Source organism: Aeromonas sp. EU05-FHT14A05 (assembly GCF_058791175.1).
The window spans coordinates 153,695-171,039 of sequence record NZ_JBYTDH010000005.1 but is presented as its reverse complement, the minus strand read 5'-3'; the positions used below and the strand labels follow the sequence as shown (position 1 = coordinate 171,039).

Here is a 17,345-nt window from a genome sequence, read left to right as displayed (position 1 = left end):
CGGCGTCCCTCAATCAATGCAGGTCCGGAGTACCTCATCCTCCAGCAAACGGCTGACGGAGCTGCGAGCACGGGGATGACCCGCTCGCCCCCCCATCGCGCTCGTCTCTGCCTGCCCTCCCCATCGTCAGATCAACGCCCATAAAAAAACCGGCCACGGGGGCCGGTTTCTGATTCTCTACCACGTCAGCGCGGGATTAACCCAGACGCACGCGAGCGTTGCGGAACATCCGCATCCAGGCGCCATCCTCGCCCCAGTTGTCCGGGTGCCAGGAGTTCGCCACTGTGCGGAACACCCGCTCCGGGTGCGGCATCATGATGGTGGCACGGCCGTCCGTGGTGGTGACCGCAGTGATGCCCGCCGGAGCGCCGTTCGGGTTGGCCGGGTACTGCTCGGTGACCTTGCCGCGGTTGTCCACGAAGCGCAGTCCCACCAGGCCGCTCTGTTGCAGCGCAGCCAGGTGAGCGGCGTCGCGCACTTCCACCCGCCCTTCCCCGTGGGAGACGGCAATCGGCATCACCGAGCCCGCCATGCCGGCGAAGAAGGCGGAGGGAGACTCCTGCACTTCCACCAGGCTGAAGCGCGCCTCGAAGCGCTCGGAGCGGTTGCGCACGAAGCGCGGCCAGAGATCGGCCCCCGGGATGAGGTCCCGCAGGTTGGACATCATCTGGCAACCGTTGCACACCCCCAGCGACAAGGTATCGCCGCGCTCGAAGAAGCGCTGGAACTGCTCGCGGGCCCCGTCGTTGAACAGGATGGACTTGGCCCAGCCTTCCCCCGCCCCCAGCACGTCGCCGTAGGAGAAGCCACCGCAGGCCACCAGGGTCTGGAACTCTTCCAGCTTGATGCGACCGGAGAGGATGTCACTCATATGAACGTCGACGGCCGCAAAACCGGCGCGGTCAAACGCTGCCGCCATCTCCACGTGGGAGTTGACCCCCTGCTCGCGCAGCACCGCCAGACGGGGGGAGACCCCACGGGCGATATAGGGCGCAGCCACGTCCTCGGACGGGTTGTAGGTCAACCTGGCCTGCAGACCCGGATCGGTGGCGTCCTGACGGGTGGCATGCTCCTGATCCGCGCACTCCGGGTTGTCCCGCAGGCGCTGCATCTGCCAGCTGGTCTCGCCCCAGAGGGTGCGAAGCGCAGTGCGGCTGGCGCGGTACACTTCGGTGCCGGCGCGCTGGAACAGGATGAGGTCATCTTCACGCACCGTGCCCAGCACGTGGGAGCAGGCCGCCAGACCGTGACCGGCCAGCAGGGTCAGCACCGCTTCCTTGTCGTCGCGGCGCACCTGGATGACGGCCCCCAGCTCCTCGTTGAACAGGGCCGGCAGCAGGTCGCCACCGATGCGGTCGAGCTGGATGTCGAGGCCGCAGTGACCGGCGAAGGCCATCTCGGTCAGGGTGACGAAGAGGCCGCCGTCGGAGCGGTCGTGGTAGGCAATCAGCTTGCGATCCGCCACCAGCGCCTGGATGGCGTTGAAGAAGCCCTTGAGCTGGATCGGGTTGTCCAGATCCGGGGCACTTTGTCCAAGCTGGCGATAGACCTGGGCCAGGGCGGAGGCGCCGAGGCGCTGCTTGCCGTTGCCAAGGTCAATCAGGATAAGGTCGGTCTCACCGAGATCGGTCCGCAGTTGCGGGGTCACGGTATTGCGCACGTCCTCGACCCGCGCAAAGGCGGAGATGAGCAGGGAGAGCGGCGAGGTGACGCTGCGCTCTTCGCCGTCCTGCTGCCAGCGGGTCTTCATGGACATGGAGTCCTTGCCCACCGGGATGGTGATGCCAAGGGCCGGGCAGAGCTCCTCGCCTACCGCTTTCACGGCTTCGTAGAGGCCCGCATCTTCCCCCGGGTGACCGGCGGCGGACATCCAGTTGGCGGAGAGCTTGACCCGCTTGAGGGAGCCGATATGAGCCGGTGCCAGGTTGGTCAGGGCCTCGGCCACCGCCATACGGGCCGATGCAGCATGAGACAGCAGTGCCACCGGGGTACGCTCCCCCATGGACATGGCTTCGCCGTGGTAGCTGTCGTAGGTGGCGGCGGTGACGGCGCAGTCGGCCACCGGGATCTGCCAGGGGCCGACCATCTGGTCGCGGTTGACCAGCCCCGTCACGGTGCGATCGCCGATGGTGATGAGGAAGGACTTCTCCGCCACGGTCGGCAGACGCAGCACCCGCTCGGCGGCGTCGCTGAGGGTGATGCCGTCCAGTTGCAGCGCCTTGCCCTGGGCGGGCAGGGTCTGCACGTCGCGGTGCATCTTGGGCGCCTTGCCGAGCAGCACGTCCAGCGGCAGGTCGATGGGCTGGTTGTCAAAGTGGCTGTCCGACAGCGTGAGGTGTTTCTCTTCGGTGGCGGTGCCGATCACGGCATAAGGAGCACGCTCGCGCTCGCACAGGGCCTTGAACAGGGGCAGCTTATCCTGGGCGACCGCCAGCACGTAGCGCTCCTGGGACTCGTTGCACCAGATCTCCAGCGGGCTCATGCCCGGCTCGTCGCTGGCGATGGCGCGCAGGTCGAAGCGACCGCCCCTATCGCCGTCGTTCACCAGCTCCGGCATGGCGTTGGAGAGGCCACCGGCCCCCACGTCGTGGATGAAGACGATGGGGTTGTCATCGCCGAGCTGCCAGCAGCGATCGATCACCTCCTGGCAACGGCGCTCCATCTCGGGGTTGTCCCGCTGCACCGAGGCGAAATCGAGGTCTTCGGCAGACTGGCCGGAGGCCATGGAGGAGGCGGCGCCGCCCCCCAGGCCGATGTTCATGGCCGGGCCGCCCAGCACGATGAGGGCGGCCCCCACCGGGATCTCCCCTTTCTGGACGTGTTCGCTGCGGATGTTGCCGATGCCGCCCGCCAGCATGATGGGCTTGTGGTAACCGCGCACCTCGACGCCGTTGTGGCTCGGCACCTGCTCTTCGAAGGTACGGAAATAGCCGAGGATGGCGGGACGACCGAATTCGTTGTTGAAGGCGGCGCCACCGAGGGGCCCCTCCTGCATGATGTCAAAGGCGCTGACGATGCGGCTCGGCTTGCCGAAATCCTGCTCCCAGGGCTGCTCGAAACCTGGGATGCGCAGGTTGGAGACGGAGAAGCCCACCAGGCCCGCCTTGGGCTTGGCGCCACGGCCGGTCGCACCCTCATCGCGAATTTCGCCGCCGGAGCCGGTGGCGGCCCCCGGGAAGGGAGAGATGGCGGTCGGGTGGTTGTGAGTCTCCACCTTCATCAGGATGTCGACGCGCTCCTGGTGATACTGGTACTCGCCGCTGGCGGGGCTCGGGAAGAAGCGGCCACCCTGGCTGCCTTCCATCACGGCGGCGTTGTCTTTATAGGCAGACAGGACATGATCCGGCGTCTGCTCGAAGGTGTTCTTGATCATCTTGAACAGCGACTTCGGCTGCTGCTCACCGTCTATGGTCCAGTCGGCATTGAAGATCTTGTGACGGCAGTGCTCGGAGTTCGCCTGGGCGAACATGTAGAGCTCGATGTCGTTGGGATTGCGACCAAGCCGGGTGAAGTTCTCCACCAGGTAGTCGATTTCGTCATCGGCGAGCGCCAGGCCCAGCTCGATATTGGCCGAGGCCAGGGCGCTGCGGCCACCGCCCAGCACGTCCACCTGGGTGAAGGGGCGCGGTTCGTGATGGGCAAACAGCGCGGCTGCCTGGCTCGGCTCATCGAACACCACCTCCATCATGCGATCGTGCAGCAGGGCCGCGACCTCGCCACGCTGGGCTGCGGTCAGCTCGCCTTTGGCCTGCACGTAATAGGCAATGCCGCGCTCCAGCCGCTTGACCTGGTTCAGGCCGCAGTTGTGGGCGATGTCGGTTGCTTTGGAAGACCAGGGGGAGATAGTGCCGGGGCGGGGGGTAACGAGAAACAGCTGACCGCTGGGGGTGTGTTCAGGGATGGTCGGGCCGTAGCGCAGAAGCTGGCCCAAGGTCGCTCGCTCCGGGGGCGAGAGCGGGCTCGAAAGCTCGGCAAAGTGCACGTATTCGGCATAGACGTCTGCTATCTCTACTCCTCTCTGTGCGCAGCTCTGCAGCAGCTTGTGGACACGAAACTCAGACAGTGCTGGGGCACCACGCAAGATTTCCATATACCTTTCTCACCAAGTTTTAGAGTGTGGGGGGATTTGAGACGCGCGTATTATAGGGATCAGGCTCACCGCGAACAAACGTTTTTCTCATCTCCCACGATGTGACTCCCTCCACACTCTCTGGTATAAAGGTGCCTCTCTTTTGACAAATGCCGATTTTTTCAACAAGGGTACTCACCTACTTGCGCTGCATTTTTCGACTGTTTATCGGGATGTTGCTGACACTGGCCCTGGCCGGCTGTGACTTCTATTCCCCCTCCAGCCAGCTGGAGCAGATCCGCCAACGGGGCGAGATCCGTGTTGGCACCCTCTATGGTCCCACTTCCTATTACCAGCGTGACGACACCGCCCAGGGGTTCGATTACGAGCTGGCGCAGCACTATGCCGATTGGCTGGGGGTCAAGCTGACCATAGTCCCGGCCTACTCCACCGCCGAGCTGGTCGAACAGCTGCAAAAGGGCAAGCTGGATCTCGCCGCCGCCGCCATCGTCGTGACCCCGGAGCGGCGCAAGCTGTTTCGCTTCGGCCCCGGCTTCTACCAGGTCTCCCCCAAGCTGGTCTATCGCAACGGCTCCCCCAGGCCCAAGGATCTCGGCGACATCAAGGGCACCATAGTGGTGCCTGCCGGCTCCACCGGCGAGGATCTGATGAAGGAGATGGCCAGCCAGTACCCCAATCTGAGCTGGCGCATCAACCGGGACGCCGACGTGGAGGAGCTGCTCAAGCAGGTCGCCGACGGCGAGGTGGACTACACGGTGGTGCAGGACACCGTACTGGCCCGCACCCAGCGCTACTATCCCGAGCTTACCGAGGGGCTGACCCTCGCCAGCAAGCAGACCGTGGCCTGGGCCATGACCAAGCTGCCCGATGACAGCCTCTACGCCAGCATCATCGACTTCTTCGGCCAGCGCTTCATGGATGGCTCCATCGCCAAGCTCGACGAGAAGTACTTCGGTCACGTGCAGAACTTCGATTTCGTCGACACCCGCACCTTCCTCAAGCGGGCCAAGAGCCTGCTGCCCAAGTACCAGGCGCTGTTCCAGACCCACGCCAAGGAGATCGACTGGCGCCTGCTGGCCGCCATCAGCTATCAGGAGTCCCACTGGGACCCCCAGGCCCGCTCCTACACCGGGGTGCGCGGCATGATGATGCTGACCGAGCCCACCGCCAAGGCGATGGGGGTGAACGATAGAACCCACCCGGAAGAGAGCATCAAGGGGGGCGCCCGCTACCTGCAGGAGATGATGGAGAAGGTGCCAGACTCGGTGCCGGCGGACGAGAAGGTGTGGTTTGCCCTCACCGCCTACAACATCGGCTATGGCCACATGATGGATGCCCGCCGCCTGACCAAGCAGCTTGGCAAGAACCCGGACGCCTGGAGCGATGTGAAAGAGGTGTTGCCCCTGCTGCAGCAGTCACGCTGGCATCGCAAGGTGCGCTATGGCTATGCCCGGGGTGGCGAGGCGCGCAACTACGTCAACAACGTGCGCCAGTACTACCAGAGCCTGCTCTGGCTCGACAACGAGCAGCAGAAGGCCCATCGCCGCGAGGCTCTGGACGAGGACGATGGCAGCGAGCAGGCCCCCCCGGCACAGCGCCCCGCCATCATCGCCGAGGTGGTCAGCCAGATCATCACCCCCTGAGCCCTGCGGGATGTGTCGTCTGGGTGAATTCTCTGTTACCATTCCCCCAGACCAGAGCCTGTCTGAGAGAGGCTTATTGCAATACATTCATCAACTTGCGATACCGATGGCAGCCCATGTCAGGGAGCCGTCAACGTCGCCGGGATGATCAAGGAGGAAAACCAGATGCGAACACGCAGAAGAGCCACGTTGACCAGAAAAACCAGATGCGCCTGGAGCCCCAGACGCAAGCTGAAACTGGCCGACATGAAACGCAAGATATGGCACCGCAACCGCTCCTATACCTTGCTGATTGCGGAGCACACAGCATAAACCCGGCCAAGGCCGGGTTTTTTAATGCCTTTTTATGCCTCGACCGGCGTCAGCTCAAACTGGACACTACGTTTGGAGACCAGGCTGTTGCAGTGGTTGCAGAAGTAATCCACCGCCCCGCAGGCCCGAAGCCGCTCAAGCTCATGCTGGCAGGTCGGGCACAGGGCCCGGATCCGATAGCGGGCATGGCACTGGCCGCAGCTCGCCTCTGGGCTGCGGCTGTCCAGCTCGGCCTGGCAGGCCGGGCATGTCAAGAGACTCATGGTCATCTCCTCTCCAGGGCAGGCGCGCCGGGCTCGCCCCTCATCTTGCAGATAAAAAAACGGCTGCCACCAGGGCAGCCGTCAGGCTTATTTCTTGCTCTTGTTCTTGGCCTTGAGCAGGCGATCCCGTTGCCGCTCCTGGCTCAGGGTCAGGGTGTTCTTCTTGCCCTCGAAGGGGTTGACCGACTCCTGGAACTCGACCCGGATCGGGGTACCCATGATCTTCAGGGACTTGCGGAAGTAGTTGATGAGATACCGCTTGTAGGAGTCCGGCAGATCGTTCAGCTGGTTGCCGTGGATCACGATGCGCGGCGGGTTGTAGCCACCGGCGTGGGCATACTTCAGCTTGACGCGGCGACCGTTGACCATGGGCGGCTGGTGATCTTCCTGCGCCATCTGCATGATGCGGGTCAGCATGGCGGTGCTGGTACGACGGGTGGCGGACTGGTAAGCCTCGTTGATGGACTCGAACAGGTGGCCGACACCGCTGCCGTGCAGGGCGGAGATGAAGTGGACGCGGGCGAAATCGATGAAGCCCAGACGACGGTCCAGCTCGTTCTTGATGTCTTCCTTCACCTTCTGATCCAGACCGTCCCACTTGTTCACCACCAGCACCACGGAGCGGCCGCTGCTCAGCACGAAGCCGAGGATGCTCAAGTCCTGATCTGTGATGGTCTCGCGGGCATCAATCACCAGCAGGCAGACGTTGGCGTCCTCGATGGCTTTCAAGGTCTTGATGACGGAGAACTTCTCCACCGTCTCGTGCACCTTGCCGCGGCGACGCACGCCTGCGGTGTCGATGACCACGTACTTCTGCTCGTCACGCTCCATGGGGATGTAGACGGAGTCGCGGGTGGTGCCTGGCATGTCATAGACAATGACCCGGTCTTCCCCCAGCATGCGGTTGGTCAGGGTGGACTTGCCGACGTTGGGGCGACCGACGATGGCAAACTTGATGGGCAAGTCGGCGAACGGGGTCTCCTTGGTGTCTTCCCGGGTGTCGAGATCACCGGCGGCCACCATGCGCAGCAGGGCTTCTTCGTCGAAGTCCTCCTCTTCCTGCGCCTCTTCTTCGGCGGCGGCCTCGACCAGGGTCTCAAGGTGGGGGGCCAGCGCCAGCTCCAGCAGGCTCAGCACCCCACGACCGTGGGCGGCGGCGATCTGGTAGACCTCCCCCAGCGCCAGACCGTAGAACTCGGAGACCGCGGAGTCACCGTCGATGCCGTCGGTCTTGTTGGCGACCAGGAACACCTTCTTGTGGGTCTTGCGCAGGTGCTCGGCGATGGCCTGATCCGCGGCGGTCAAACCGGCGCGGGCATCCACCATGAAGAGCACCACATCGGCTTCCTCGATGGCCAGCAGGGACTGCTCGGCCATCTTCAGCTCGATCCCCTCCTCGGTGCCATCGATACCGCCGGTATCGACCACGATAAATTCCAGCTCGCCCAACTTCGCCTGGCCGTATTTACGGTCCCGGGTCAGGCCGGGGAAATCGGCAACCAGGGCATCCCGGGTGCGGGTCAGGCGGTTAAACAGGGTGGATTTCCCCACGTTGGGGCGGCCCACCAGGGCTACTACAGGAGTCATAAAAGCCTCATTCTCAAGACGACAAAGGCTCCGGGTCCGAAGACCAGGAGCCGGATATTCAGATTGACGGGCGATCAGGGACGCTTGATAGCGTACAACTTGCCGCCACGGCTCTGCACATACAGGGTGTCACCGTCCACCAGGGGCGCGGCATAGAGACCACTGCTGTCGAGCTGCTGCATGGCCTTGATGGACCCGTCGGTCCGATCCAGCCAATACAGGTAACCTTCCACATCGCCGACCACCACGTAGTCACCCAGGACAACGGGAGCGGTCACGGTGCGGTTTTCCAGCTGGGTGTTGGACCACAGCTCAAGACCATTGCGCCTGTCGACCGCAAACAGATGGCTGCGGCTGTCGGTCAGCACGATGGCATTGCCGGTGACCGCCATGTCGCGGTAGCCGGAATACTTGCGCTTCCACACCTCGTCACCCGTCATCAGCTTGCGGGCCATCAGCTGACCATTGTAGGCGATGGCATAGAGCTCATCACCGGCAATCAGCGGACTGGCGTCCACGTCGACCATGCGATCCAGCTCGGTGGCGCCGCGGGGATCGGCCACCTTGGACTGGCGCACCGGCTGGCCGTTGCTCAAGAGGGCTATGCCCACCTTGCCATCGGCACGGCCATAGAGCACGGCGCCGTTGGTGATGACAGGGGTGCTGGCACTGCGCAGGGTCAGGGGCGGCTGCTCTTCGGACAGAGTCCACTGCAGCTTGCCCTCATCGGTGTCGAGCGCCATCAGACGGCCAGAGGTGGTCAGCACCACCACACGACCATCCTCGACGGCGGGGCTCGCCACCACTTCACCGGGTACAGTGGTCTGCCACAGCACTTCCCCGTTCGCTTCGTTCAGGGCGTAGACCACCCCGTTCTCGGAGCCGAGGAACAGCTTGCCGTAGCGGGAGACCAGACCGCCGGAGAGACGGGCACTGCGCTTGTCGGCGTTGATCGGCAGGTCTGCCAGATCCACGCTCCACAGGGTCTCGCCACTGTTGCGATCGAAGGCGGTCACATCCCCATCACGGGCGGCGGCATAGATGTGATCCTCTTCCACCACGGGTTGCAGCTGGGAGTAAAAATCGCCTATGCCATCCCCGACGGAGGAGGACCACTGGGTATCGGCATTGAAGGCGGACTCCACCACGGGCAGAGGCGCCATCGGGGTCAGGTCTTCCTCGGAGCTGAACAGGGAGCAGCCCTGCAGGGCCAGGGAGACTGCCACCCCCAGCGCCATTTTCTTGTACAGATTACGCATCCGGAGCCTCACCCGCAGTGACCGCTGGCAGCGCCAGATCGTCCATCTTCAGCTTGAGTTCGGCGCTGCTCTGCAGGCCGCCGGCATCGGCCGCCACCTGATAGGCATCGCGCGCCTCTTCGGGCTTGCCCTGCCCCAGCAGGACATCACCACGCACTTCCGCCACCTGGGCCTTGAAGGCGTCGTTGTTGATCTTGCCAAGCTGGGCCAGGGCTTCGTCGGCCTTGCCCTGATCCTTGAGCACCCGGGCCAGGCGCAGGGCGGCGATGGGCTTGATGCTCTCGTCGCCGTTCGCGGCCACCTGGGTCAGCTGCTCGGCAGCCAGATCCAGCTTGCCCGCCTTGACCGCAGCCGCGGCCAGTTGCAGGGCGGCCAGCTCGGCATAGGCGTCGCCCTGATGGGCGCTGATGAAGCTCTTGGCCTGCTCAAGGGCGGCATCGTCACCCTTGGCGAGCTGGGCTGTCATGGCGTTGTAAGCCTGAGAGGCGGCTTCCTGGTTGGTCTGCTGCAGCTCGTTGTAGTAACGCCAGCCAAAGAGGCCGACCAGGCCGATCACGGTCCCGGCGAGTACCGAGGTGCCGTTCTCTTTCCACCAGCTCTTGATGACCTCAACCTGTTGTTCTTCAGTGGTATACACTTCCACAGCTTACTCTCCTTTAGCTGCCAGCAGGGCGATGGCGGCATCGACCGAGACGGTCTGTTGCTCGGCCTGGCCACGCAGATATTTGATGGTGATCTCCCCGCTTTGCACCTCGGTCTCGCCGAGGATCAGGGCAATGGCCGCGCCGCTCTTGTCGGCACGCTTGAGTTGTTTCTTGAAGTTGCCGCCACCGCAGTGGCTCATCAGACGCAGGTCCGGCAGGGCGTCGCGCAGCCGCTCGGCAAGCTGGAAACCAGCCTGCTCAGTCCCCTCGCCCACCATGCAGAGATAGACATCCACCGCCGGGCGGATATCGGCGTTGAGTTCGAGGGTTTCGAGCATCAGCACCAGACGCTCCATGCCCATGGCAAAGCCCACGGCCGGGGTGGCCTGACCACCGAGCTGCTCCACCAGGCCGTCGTAACGGCCACCGGCCAGGACGGTGCCCTGGGCCCCCAGGCTGCTCGTCACCCACTCGAACACGGTGAGGTTGTAGTAGTCGAGGCCGCGCACCAGACGCTCGTTCACCTCGTATTGGATGCCGGCAGACTCGAGCAGGCGCTTGAGCCCCTCGAAGTGGGCCAGGCTCTCTTCACCCAGGTGATCGAACAGACGGGGGGCACCCACCAGAATGGCCTGTACCTTCGCGTCCTTGGAGTCGAGCACCCGCAGCGGGTTGCTGTACATGCGGCGCTGGCTCTCTTCGTCCAGCTCGCTCTTGTACTGCTCCAGGTAGGCCACCAGGGCATCACGATAGGCGGCGCGTTCGCTGCTCTGACCCAGGGTATTGAGCTGCAGGGTGACGTGATCCTGGATGCCGAACAGACGCCACAGACGGTGGGTCAGCATGATGAGCTCGGCGTCGATGTCAGGCCCGTTGATGCCGAACAGCTCGACCCCGAACTGGTGGAACTGGCGATAACGGCCCTTCTGGGGACGCTCGTGACGGAACATGGGGCCCATGTACCACATCCGGCGTTCCTGGTTGTAGAGCAGGCCGTGCTCGATGCCGGCACGAACGCAGCTGGCGGTCCCTTCCGGGCGCAGGCTCAGGCTGTCGCCGTTGCGGTCTTCGAAGGTGTACATCTCTTTTTCGACCACGTCGGTCACTTCACCGATGGCGCGCTTGAACAGATGGGTCTGCTCGACGATGGGCATGCGCACTTCGCTGTAGCCGTAGCTGGCGACGACCTGGCGCAGGATCTGTTCCACTTTCTGCCATACCGGGCTCTGCTCCGGCAGGCAATCATTCATACCGCGAATAGCTTGGATCTGTTTTGCCACGTTGATACTCGAGAAAAAGAGGTAAAATTTGGCCGCATTATAGGGATTTTCGGCCCCGAGGTAAAATCAGGGTGCCCGGATGCGGGATGTAAAATCAACAACCTAAAGCCGGGGCCACCCCAGGTGGCCCCTCAATGGTTCAACCTTTGTCCACCTGGATCTGGTTGGCCGGATCCAGCATGGCCGCCCGGGCGCGGATACGGCGCTCCAGGGTCGGGATGAGATCCTTGTTGTCGAGCCGGTCGACCCGCTGGCCCCCTTCGTAGAAGGCGCTCTTGTTGGCGGCACCGGCAAGGCCGAGATCCGAGACCAGGGCCTCGCCCGGGCCGTTCACCACACAGCCGATGATGGAGACGTCCATCGGGGTGATGATGTCCTCGAGCCGCTCTTCCAGGGCGTTCACCGTCCCTATCACGTCGAACTCCTGACGGGAGCAGGAGGGACAGGCGATGAAGTTGATGCCGCGGGAGCGGATGCGCAGGGACTTGAGAATGTCGAAGCCCACCTTCACCTCTTCCACCGGATCGGCGGCCAGGGAGATGCGGATGGTGTCGCCTATGCCATCGGCCAGCAGCATGCCGAGCCCGATGGCGGATTTCACCGCGCCGGCGCGAAAACCGCCCGCCTCGGTGATGCCCAAATGCAGCGGCTGTTCAATCTGCTTGGCCAGCAGGCGATAGGCGCCGACCGCCAGGAAGACGTCGGAGGCCTTGACGCTCACCTTGAAGTTCTCGAAGTTGAGGCGATCCAGGTAATCCACGTGGCGCATGGCCGACTCGAGCAGGGCTTCCGGGGTCGGCTCGCCATACTTTTCCTGGATGTCACGCTCCAGGGAGCCACCGTTGACGCCGATGCGGATCGGAATGTTGTAATGACGGGCACAGTCGACCACGGCGCGCACCCGCTCTTCGTTGCCGATGTTGCCCGGGTTGATGCGCAGGCAGTCGGCACCGTACTCGGCCACTTTCAGGGCGATGCGGTAGTCGAAGTGGATGTCGGCGACGATGGGAATGCGGGTCTGCTGCTTGATGAGCCGGAAGGCTTCCGCCGCTTCCATGGTGGGCACCGAGACCCGGACTATGTCAGCACCGACCCGCTCGATCCGCTGGATCTGCTCGACGGTGGCGGCGACATCCGTGGTCTTGGTGTTGGTCATGGTTTGCACCGTGATGGGGGCGTTGCCCCCAACCGGCACATTGCCGACCATGATCTGCCTGGATTGACGACGAATAATGGGGGATTCGTGAGCGGACATGGCGGACAGATTACTCCTGCGGCAGTGAGAAGCGAGCAGTCCGGCCGTTGTTGTAACGGCTCATGTCGAAGGACTTGCCCTGGTATTCGAGATTGACCGCCATGGGCGCGCCAATGATGAATTTGAGTGGCTCGGGTCCTTCCAGCACAAGCTCGTCGTTCGCCTTCTTCAGACCGCTGAACAGGGTCTTGCCGTTGGCATCCTTGACATCCAGCCAGCAGTCGGCGGTGAAGCTCATCTTGAGCTGGGGCGCCTTGCCAGGTTCGGTGGCGGTCGTCTCTGCCGGCGCCAGGGTCGCCTCAGCAGATGAAGCCTCGGTAGACAGGGCGGCACTGGTCGCGGCAACGACGTCCGGCGCGGTGGCGGCGGCGTCACTCACAACGACTTCAGTCGCCACGGCGTCGGAGGCCACGGGCAATACGGGGTCGGCCACGTCCACCGTGGACGTCACATTGGCGACCGACACTGTCTGCGCCGTGCCCATCTCGCTCGCCGCCAGGGCTTCATCCCCGGCGGAACGACGTGCCGTGCTCTGCCACCACCAGGCGATGGAGAGGGCGATCAGCACCAGGATTACCAGCCAGGTCACCACCTTGAGCCGACTGTCGTTGGCTTGCTGGCGGGAGCGGCGGGAGAAGCTCTGCATGTCGATGTTATCGGGCGGCGTCAGCCCCAGCTTGTCGTAGGCCGCGAGTATGGTCTCCTCGGGAATGCCGACCAGCTTGGCATAGGCGCGCAGATAGCCGCGAATGAAGGTGTGGGACGTATGCTTGTCGTAGGTATCCGCCTCAATGGCGGCGATCAGGGTCAGACGAAGGTGAATGCGGGACGCAACCTGCTCTCGTGTCCAGCCAAGCTGTTCACGGGCGTTGCGCAGCAGCTGGCCTGGGCCCACTGCCTGGGAGTCGTCTTGAAAATCGTGTGGCTGTTCAGTAGTCATTGGCTAAGTAACGCTTGGCTTGTTGCGAAGTGGGATATTGCCTTACCAGCTCAGTCCCGAATTGGTGAAGTAATGCCGGTTTGTCCATGGCCTGGGCCAGCCGCAGCCGGAGCCAGAGGCTCTCCTCGTTTTCGTCTGCCACTTCGGCAAAACGCACGAGATAAGACTGCACATCAGGCAGCTTGCCATCTTTCATGGAAAGCTCGGCCATGTCCAGCAATAACCTTGGATTGCGGGGATTATACCCCAAGGCCAGACGATAGTACTCGTTGGCCTTGTCATTTCTGTTATTTTGCATCGAGCAGAGCGCCGCATTCTCGTAGGTATCGGCGATCTTGACGTAATCTGGCTGGCTGACCGCCTGCAGGAATGCCTTCTCCGCCTCCTCGAAACGCCCGCGGTTGCACAGGAAGGCACCGTAGTTGTTCATCGCGTCAGCATTGGTCGGATCCATGGAGAGCGCCTTCTTGTAGTTCTCCTCGGCCGCCTTGAAATCGGATACCTGCTGGTAGAAATAGGCGAAGCCGATGTAGACCTGAGGATTGCTGGGATCGTACTGGAGGGCTCGGTCAAGGTTGAACTTGGCCTGTTCGGCATTGCCCTGACGCAGGTATTGAATACCCAGATCGAGACGGGTCTGGGCAGCCGCCTTGAAGTCGGGACCAACTTCACGCTGGGTCGAATTCTGGCCAGCGTAAGTGGTCTCGGTGACACAGCCAGGCAGCGCGCAGAGCGCTGCCACTACGATCAATGTACGGATATCCATTTCCTGTCTATACAATGGCTTAGCGAGTTAAACCATTTTGACGGAAATCCCATCCTGTTGCATCCGATTTTTCATGGTGCGCTTGGTGCGGTCGATCACCTCCCCCACCAGCTGGCCACAGGCCGCGTCTATGTCATCCCCGCGGGTCTTGCGCACGATGACGGTCAGGCCGTATTCCATCAGCACCTTGGAGAAACGGTCGATGCGGCTGTTGCTCGGCTTGCCGAACGGATTGCCCGGGAAGGGGTTGAAGGGGATCAGGTTGATCTTGCAAGGGGTCTCTTTGAGGACCTGCGCCAGCTCGTGGGCATGCTGCATGTCGTCATTGATATGATCGAGCAGCACATACTCCACCGTCACCCGGCCGCCATTGGCGTTGGATTTGGCCAGATAGCGGCGCACCCCCGCGAGGAAGGCCTCGATGTTGTACTTGTCGTTGATCGGCATGATCTCGGAGCGCAGCTTGTCGTTCGGCGCATGCAGGGAGATGGCCAGGGCCACGTCGATCTGGTCCCCCAGCATGTCCAGTGCCGGTACCACCCCAGAGGTGGAGAGGGTGACACGGCGCTTGGAGATGCCAAAACCGTAGTCATCCATCATCAGGCTCATGGCAGGTACCACGTTGGCGAGGTTCAGCAGCGGCTCGCCCATGCCCATCATCACCACGTTGGTGATGGGGCGCTTGCCACCCACTACCTTGGCGGCACGCCAGACCTGGCCGATGATCTCGGAGACCTTCAGGTTGCGGTTGAAACCTTGCTGGGCGGTGGAGCAGAAGGTGCACGCCAGGGCGCAGCCGACCTGGGAGGAGACGCAGAGGGTCGCGCGATCCGCCTCCGGGATGTAGACGGTCTCGACTTCCTGATCCCCGACCTGCAGGGCCCACTTGATGGTGCCATCCGCGGAGCGTTGTTCACGGCTGATCTCGGGGGCCCGGATCTCGGCAATGGCCTTGAGACGCTCACGCAACGCCTTGTTGACGTTGCTCATCTGATCGAAGTCATCACAACCGGAGTGGTAGATCCACTTCATTATCTGATCTGCCCGGAACGGCTTCTCGCCCAGCTCGACGAAGAAGGCACGCATGGCATCCCGATCGAGATCCAGCAGGTTGGTTTTTGTTTCGCTCATCAAGGGCCTCAGCTCACACACTTCATAAATTATCGGCTGACCTACGTCAGGGGGCGGCATTGTACAAATAATGGGTCTGCCTTTCCACCTGGAGAATAAGTGGATATTGACCGAATGACCAAAAAACAAAAGGGAGCCGAGGCTCCCTTGGGGTTCTTTCGACAGAAATCAGCCGCGCGGGCAGATCTCGGCGTCGGAGAAGAAGTAGGCGATTTCACGGGCGGCAGAGGCCGGGGCATCGGAGCCGTGCACCGCGTTGCGATCGATGCTCTCGGCGTAGCAGGAGCGCAGGGTGCCGGCCAGGGCCTCTTTCGGGTTGGTGGCGCCCATGATTTCGCGATGACGGCGAATGGCGTCTTCCCCTTCCAGCACCTGTACCATGACGGGACCCGAGGTCATGAAAGCGACCAGGCCATCATAGAAAGGCTTGCCCTGGTGTTCGGCGTAGAAACCGGCGGCCTGCTCGCTGCTCAGGTGCAGCATCTTGGCGGCGACCACTTTCAGGCCGGCGCTCTCGAAGCGGCTGTAGATGGCACCGATCAGGTTCTTGCTGACCGCGTCCGGCTTGACGATAGAGAAGGTACGTTCGATAGCCATTGAGTTCTTTCCTTAACTACAGAGTTTTATTGTAGGAATCCATGTTCGGCGGCGATTATACGTAAACAAAAAACGAAATAACACACAAAAAAGCAACTTTTTATTAAACAAAAAATTCCTTGAAACAACATGGTGACTCATCTTGTGCCATGGCACTGAGAAAAAACGTGAGCTTGTGCACGATAGCCACGCGAACCCGCTAAAACCCTATCTATTGCTCATATTCCCAGCACCGTTGAAAAGGGCACCCCGAGGTGCCCTTTCGCCTTGTCATGCCCCTCGGCGCGTCTCCGCCAGCAAGGCATGGGCTATGGTGCGCATCCCCAGGGTGTTGGCCCCGGGGGCCCAGAGGTTGTCACCGTTCTCGCTGAAACAGGCGGCCAGATCCACGTGCAGCCAGCCCCGCCCTTCATTGCCGACGAAGCGGGAGAGGAAGCCCGCCGCGTTGGAGGCGCCGCCCGGGCCACCGCCCGGCACCGGACGGCTGTTGGCCGTATCGGCATAGTGGGACGGGCACTGCTGGCGGTGCCAGGGCTCGAGCGGCAGCGGCCAGGCCGGCTCCTGCTCCGCATCCGAATAGGCCATGGCGCGGCTCACCAGCCCCTTGTCGAGGCCGAACAGGGCGTTGTAGCGTCCCCCCAGGGCCATCACGGCGGCGCCCGTCAGGGTGGCAGCGTCTATGATGAGGGGCGCGCCGGATTCACCGGCGAGCTGCAGGCCGTCGGCCAGCACCAGGCGCCCCTCGGCGTCTGTGTTGACGATCTCGACCGTGGTGCCGTTCTTGTAGGTGAGGATGTCACCCAGCTTGTAGGCATGGCCGGAGACCAGGTTCTCGGCGCAGCAGAGAATGAGCTTCACCCGCTTGTCGAGGCCGCGCAGTATGGCCAGCGCCAGGGCGCCGGTGACGATGGCCGCCCCTCCCATGTCATGCTTCATGGTGAGCATGCCCTGGGAGGTTTTCATGGAGTAGCCGCCGGAGTCGAAGGTGATGCCCTTGCCCACCAGGGCCGCCGCCACGGGGGCGTTGCGATCCCCGGTGGGGTTGTAGTCCAGCTCCAGCATCACGGGCTCGCGATCGCTGCCGCGGCCGACCTGATAGAGACCGACCCAGCCCGCCTGCTGCAAGGCTTCACCCTTGAGGATGCGATGGCTGATCCTGTCCGGCGCCAGCTCGGTGATGAAGGCCGCCGCCTCCACCGCCAGCTCCAGCGGCCCCAGCTGCTCCGGGGTCGCATTGGTCATCTCGCGCACCCAGCGCCCGCACAGCCAGCGCGCCTCCAGCTCCTCCCTGTCCTCTTCGGACGAGGTCGCCCACTGCAGCTCCACCTCGGCCTTGGGGGTCTGCAGCCCCTGGGCGAAGGCCCACTGCTGCTCGCGCTCCCAGTGACCGCACAGGACGACCTTCTGGATCCCCTGACCACAGAGACGGCGGGCCGCCTGCTGGATGTCCAGCAAGGGGGACGCCGTCACCAGGTGGATCACCATGCCATCGGCACGGTGGGAGAGCAGCGCCCCCTCGCCCCACTCGGGGGCGGCAAATTCACGGCTCAGCCAGATATTCATGCCGTCACCTCCTGC

13 protein-coding genes are annotated in these 17,345 nt (G+C 63.0%); 1 reads left to right on the top strand and 12 read right to left on the bottom strand.

Annotation, left to right across the window (positions count from 1 at the left end; translation table 11 throughout):
• Window positions 1-196 precede the first annotated feature (196 nt).
• Window positions 197-4,090, bottom strand: coding sequence for a phosphoribosylformylglycinamidine synthase (gene purL, locus AC3WR3_RS09545; protein ID WP_492291740.1), 3,894 nt, complete (start codon window positions 4,088-4,090; stop codon window positions 197-199).
• Between the two features lie 149 nt (window positions 4,091-4,239).
• On the opposite strand from purL, the gene mltF reads away from it, so the two are divergent.
• Window positions 4,240-5,733: a membrane-bound lytic murein transglycosylase MltF gene (gene mltF / locus AC3WR3_RS09540; RefSeq protein WP_247626391.1), complete on the top strand. Its 1,494-nt coding sequence runs from the start codon at window positions 4,240-4,242 to the stop codon at window positions 5,731-5,733.
• Between the two features lie 344 nt (window positions 5,734-6,077).
• Here mltF and AC3WR3_RS09535 read toward each other — a convergent pair whose 3' ends face one another.
• From AC3WR3_RS09535 to pepB, 11 genes are all read right to left on the bottom strand, one after another.
• On the bottom strand, window positions 6,078-6,308 hold the full coding sequence (locus tag AC3WR3_RS09535) for a zinc ribbon domain-containing protein (protein ID WP_319912436.1): 231 nt from the start codon (window positions 6,306-6,308) through the stop codon (window positions 6,078-6,080).
• 87 nt (window positions 6,309-6,395) lie between these two features.
• The gene (der, locus tag AC3WR3_RS09530) at window positions 6,396-7,895 is read right to left on the bottom strand and encodes a ribosome biogenesis GTPase Der (RefSeq protein WP_106886585.1); all 1,500 of its coding nucleotides are present in this window, start codon (window positions 7,893-7,895) and stop codon (window positions 6,396-6,398) included.
• 74 nt (window positions 7,896-7,969) lie between these two features.
• Window positions 7,970-9,154, bottom strand: a complete 1,185-nt coding sequence (gene bamB / locus AC3WR3_RS09525; RefSeq protein ID WP_492291739.1) for an outer membrane protein assembly factor BamB — start codon at window positions 9,152-9,154, stop codon at window positions 7,970-7,972.
• Window positions 9,147-9,797, bottom strand: a complete 651-nt coding sequence (locus AC3WR3_RS09520; RefSeq protein ID WP_041205942.1) for a YfgM family protein — start codon at window positions 9,795-9,797, stop codon at window positions 9,147-9,149. Before AC3WR3_RS09520 ends, bamB begins: the two co-directional genes overlap by 8 nt.
• Before the next feature lie 3 nt (window positions 9,798-9,800).
• Window positions 9,801-11,078, bottom strand: a complete 1,278-nt coding sequence (gene hisS / locus AC3WR3_RS09515) for a histidine--tRNA ligase (RefSeq protein WP_492291738.1) — start codon at window positions 11,076-11,078, stop codon at window positions 9,801-9,803.
• Between the two features lie 139 nt (window positions 11,079-11,217).
• Window positions 11,218-12,333, bottom strand: coding sequence for a flavodoxin-dependent (E)-4-hydroxy-3-methylbut-2-enyl-diphosphate synthase (gene ispG / locus AC3WR3_RS09510; protein ID WP_492291737.1), 1,116 nt, complete (start codon window positions 12,331-12,333; stop codon window positions 11,218-11,220).
• Window positions 12,334-12,343: 10 nt separating this feature from the next.
• Complete coding sequence (gene rodZ, locus AC3WR3_RS09505; RefSeq protein ID WP_492291736.1) at window positions 12,344-13,273, bottom strand: cytoskeleton protein RodZ; 930 nt, start codon at window positions 13,271-13,273, stop codon at window positions 12,344-12,346.
• Window positions 13,263-14,054: a PilW family type IVa pilus biogenesis/stability lipoprotein TapF gene (tapF, locus tag AC3WR3_RS09500; protein WP_025327234.1), complete on the bottom strand. Its 792-nt coding sequence runs from the start codon at window positions 14,052-14,054 to the stop codon at window positions 13,263-13,265. Before tapF ends, rodZ begins: the two co-directional genes overlap by 11 nt.
• A 12-nt stretch (window positions 14,055-14,066) precedes the next feature.
• Entirely contained in the window at window positions 14,067-15,170 is a 1,104-nt protein-coding gene (rlmN, locus tag AC3WR3_RS09495; RefSeq protein ID WP_492291735.1) for a dual-specificity RNA methyltransferase RlmN, read from the bottom strand.
• A gap of 168 nt (window positions 15,171-15,338) precedes the next feature.
• Entirely contained in the window at window positions 15,339-15,767 is a 429-nt protein-coding gene (gene ndk / locus AC3WR3_RS09490) for a nucleoside-diphosphate kinase (RefSeq protein WP_005324280.1), read from the bottom strand.
• A 270-nt stretch (window positions 15,768-16,037) separates the two neighbouring features.
• Window positions 16,038-17,330: an aminopeptidase PepB gene (gene pepB, locus AC3WR3_RS09485; RefSeq protein WP_492291734.1), complete on the bottom strand. Its 1,293-nt coding sequence runs from the start codon at window positions 17,328-17,330 to the stop codon at window positions 16,038-16,040.
• Window positions 17,331-17,345 lie beyond the last annotated feature (15 nt).

Coding starts and splice junctions, on each gene's coding strand:
- rlmN (WP_492291735.1), bottom strand. CDS start 15,170: ATGAGCGAAACAAAAACCAACCTGCTGGATCTCGATCGGGATGCCATG.
- purL (WP_492291740.1), bottom strand. CDS start 4,090: ATGGAAATCTTGCGTGGTGCCCCAGCACTGTCTGAGTTTCGTGTCCAC.
- AC3WR3_RS09535 (WP_319912436.1), bottom strand. CDS start 6,308: ATGAGTCTCTTGACATGCCCGGCCTGCCAGGCCGAGCTGGACAGCCGC.
- mltF (WP_247626391.1), top strand. CDS start 4,240: ATGCCGATTTTTTCAACAAGGGTACTCACCTACTTGCGCTGCATTTTT.
- der (WP_106886585.1), bottom strand. CDS start 7,895: ATGACTCCTGTAGTAGCCCTGGTGGGCCGCCCCAACGTGGGGAAATCC.
- ndk (WP_005324280.1), bottom strand. CDS start 15,767: ATGGCTATCGAACGTACCTTCTCTATCGTCAAGCCGGACGCGGTCAGC.
- rodZ (WP_492291736.1), bottom strand. CDS start 13,273: ATGACTACTGAACAGCCACACGATTTTCAAGACGACTCCCAGGCAGTG.
- bamB (WP_492291739.1), bottom strand. CDS start 9,154: ATGCGTAATCTGTACAAGAAAATGGCGCTGGGGGTGGCAGTCTCCCTG.
- ispG (WP_492291737.1), bottom strand. CDS start 12,333: ATGTCCGCTCACGAATCCCCCATTATTCGTCGTCAATCCAGGCAGATC.
- pepB (WP_492291734.1), bottom strand. CDS start 17,330: ATGAATATCTGGCTGAGCCGTGAATTTGCCGCCCCCGAGTGGGGCGAG.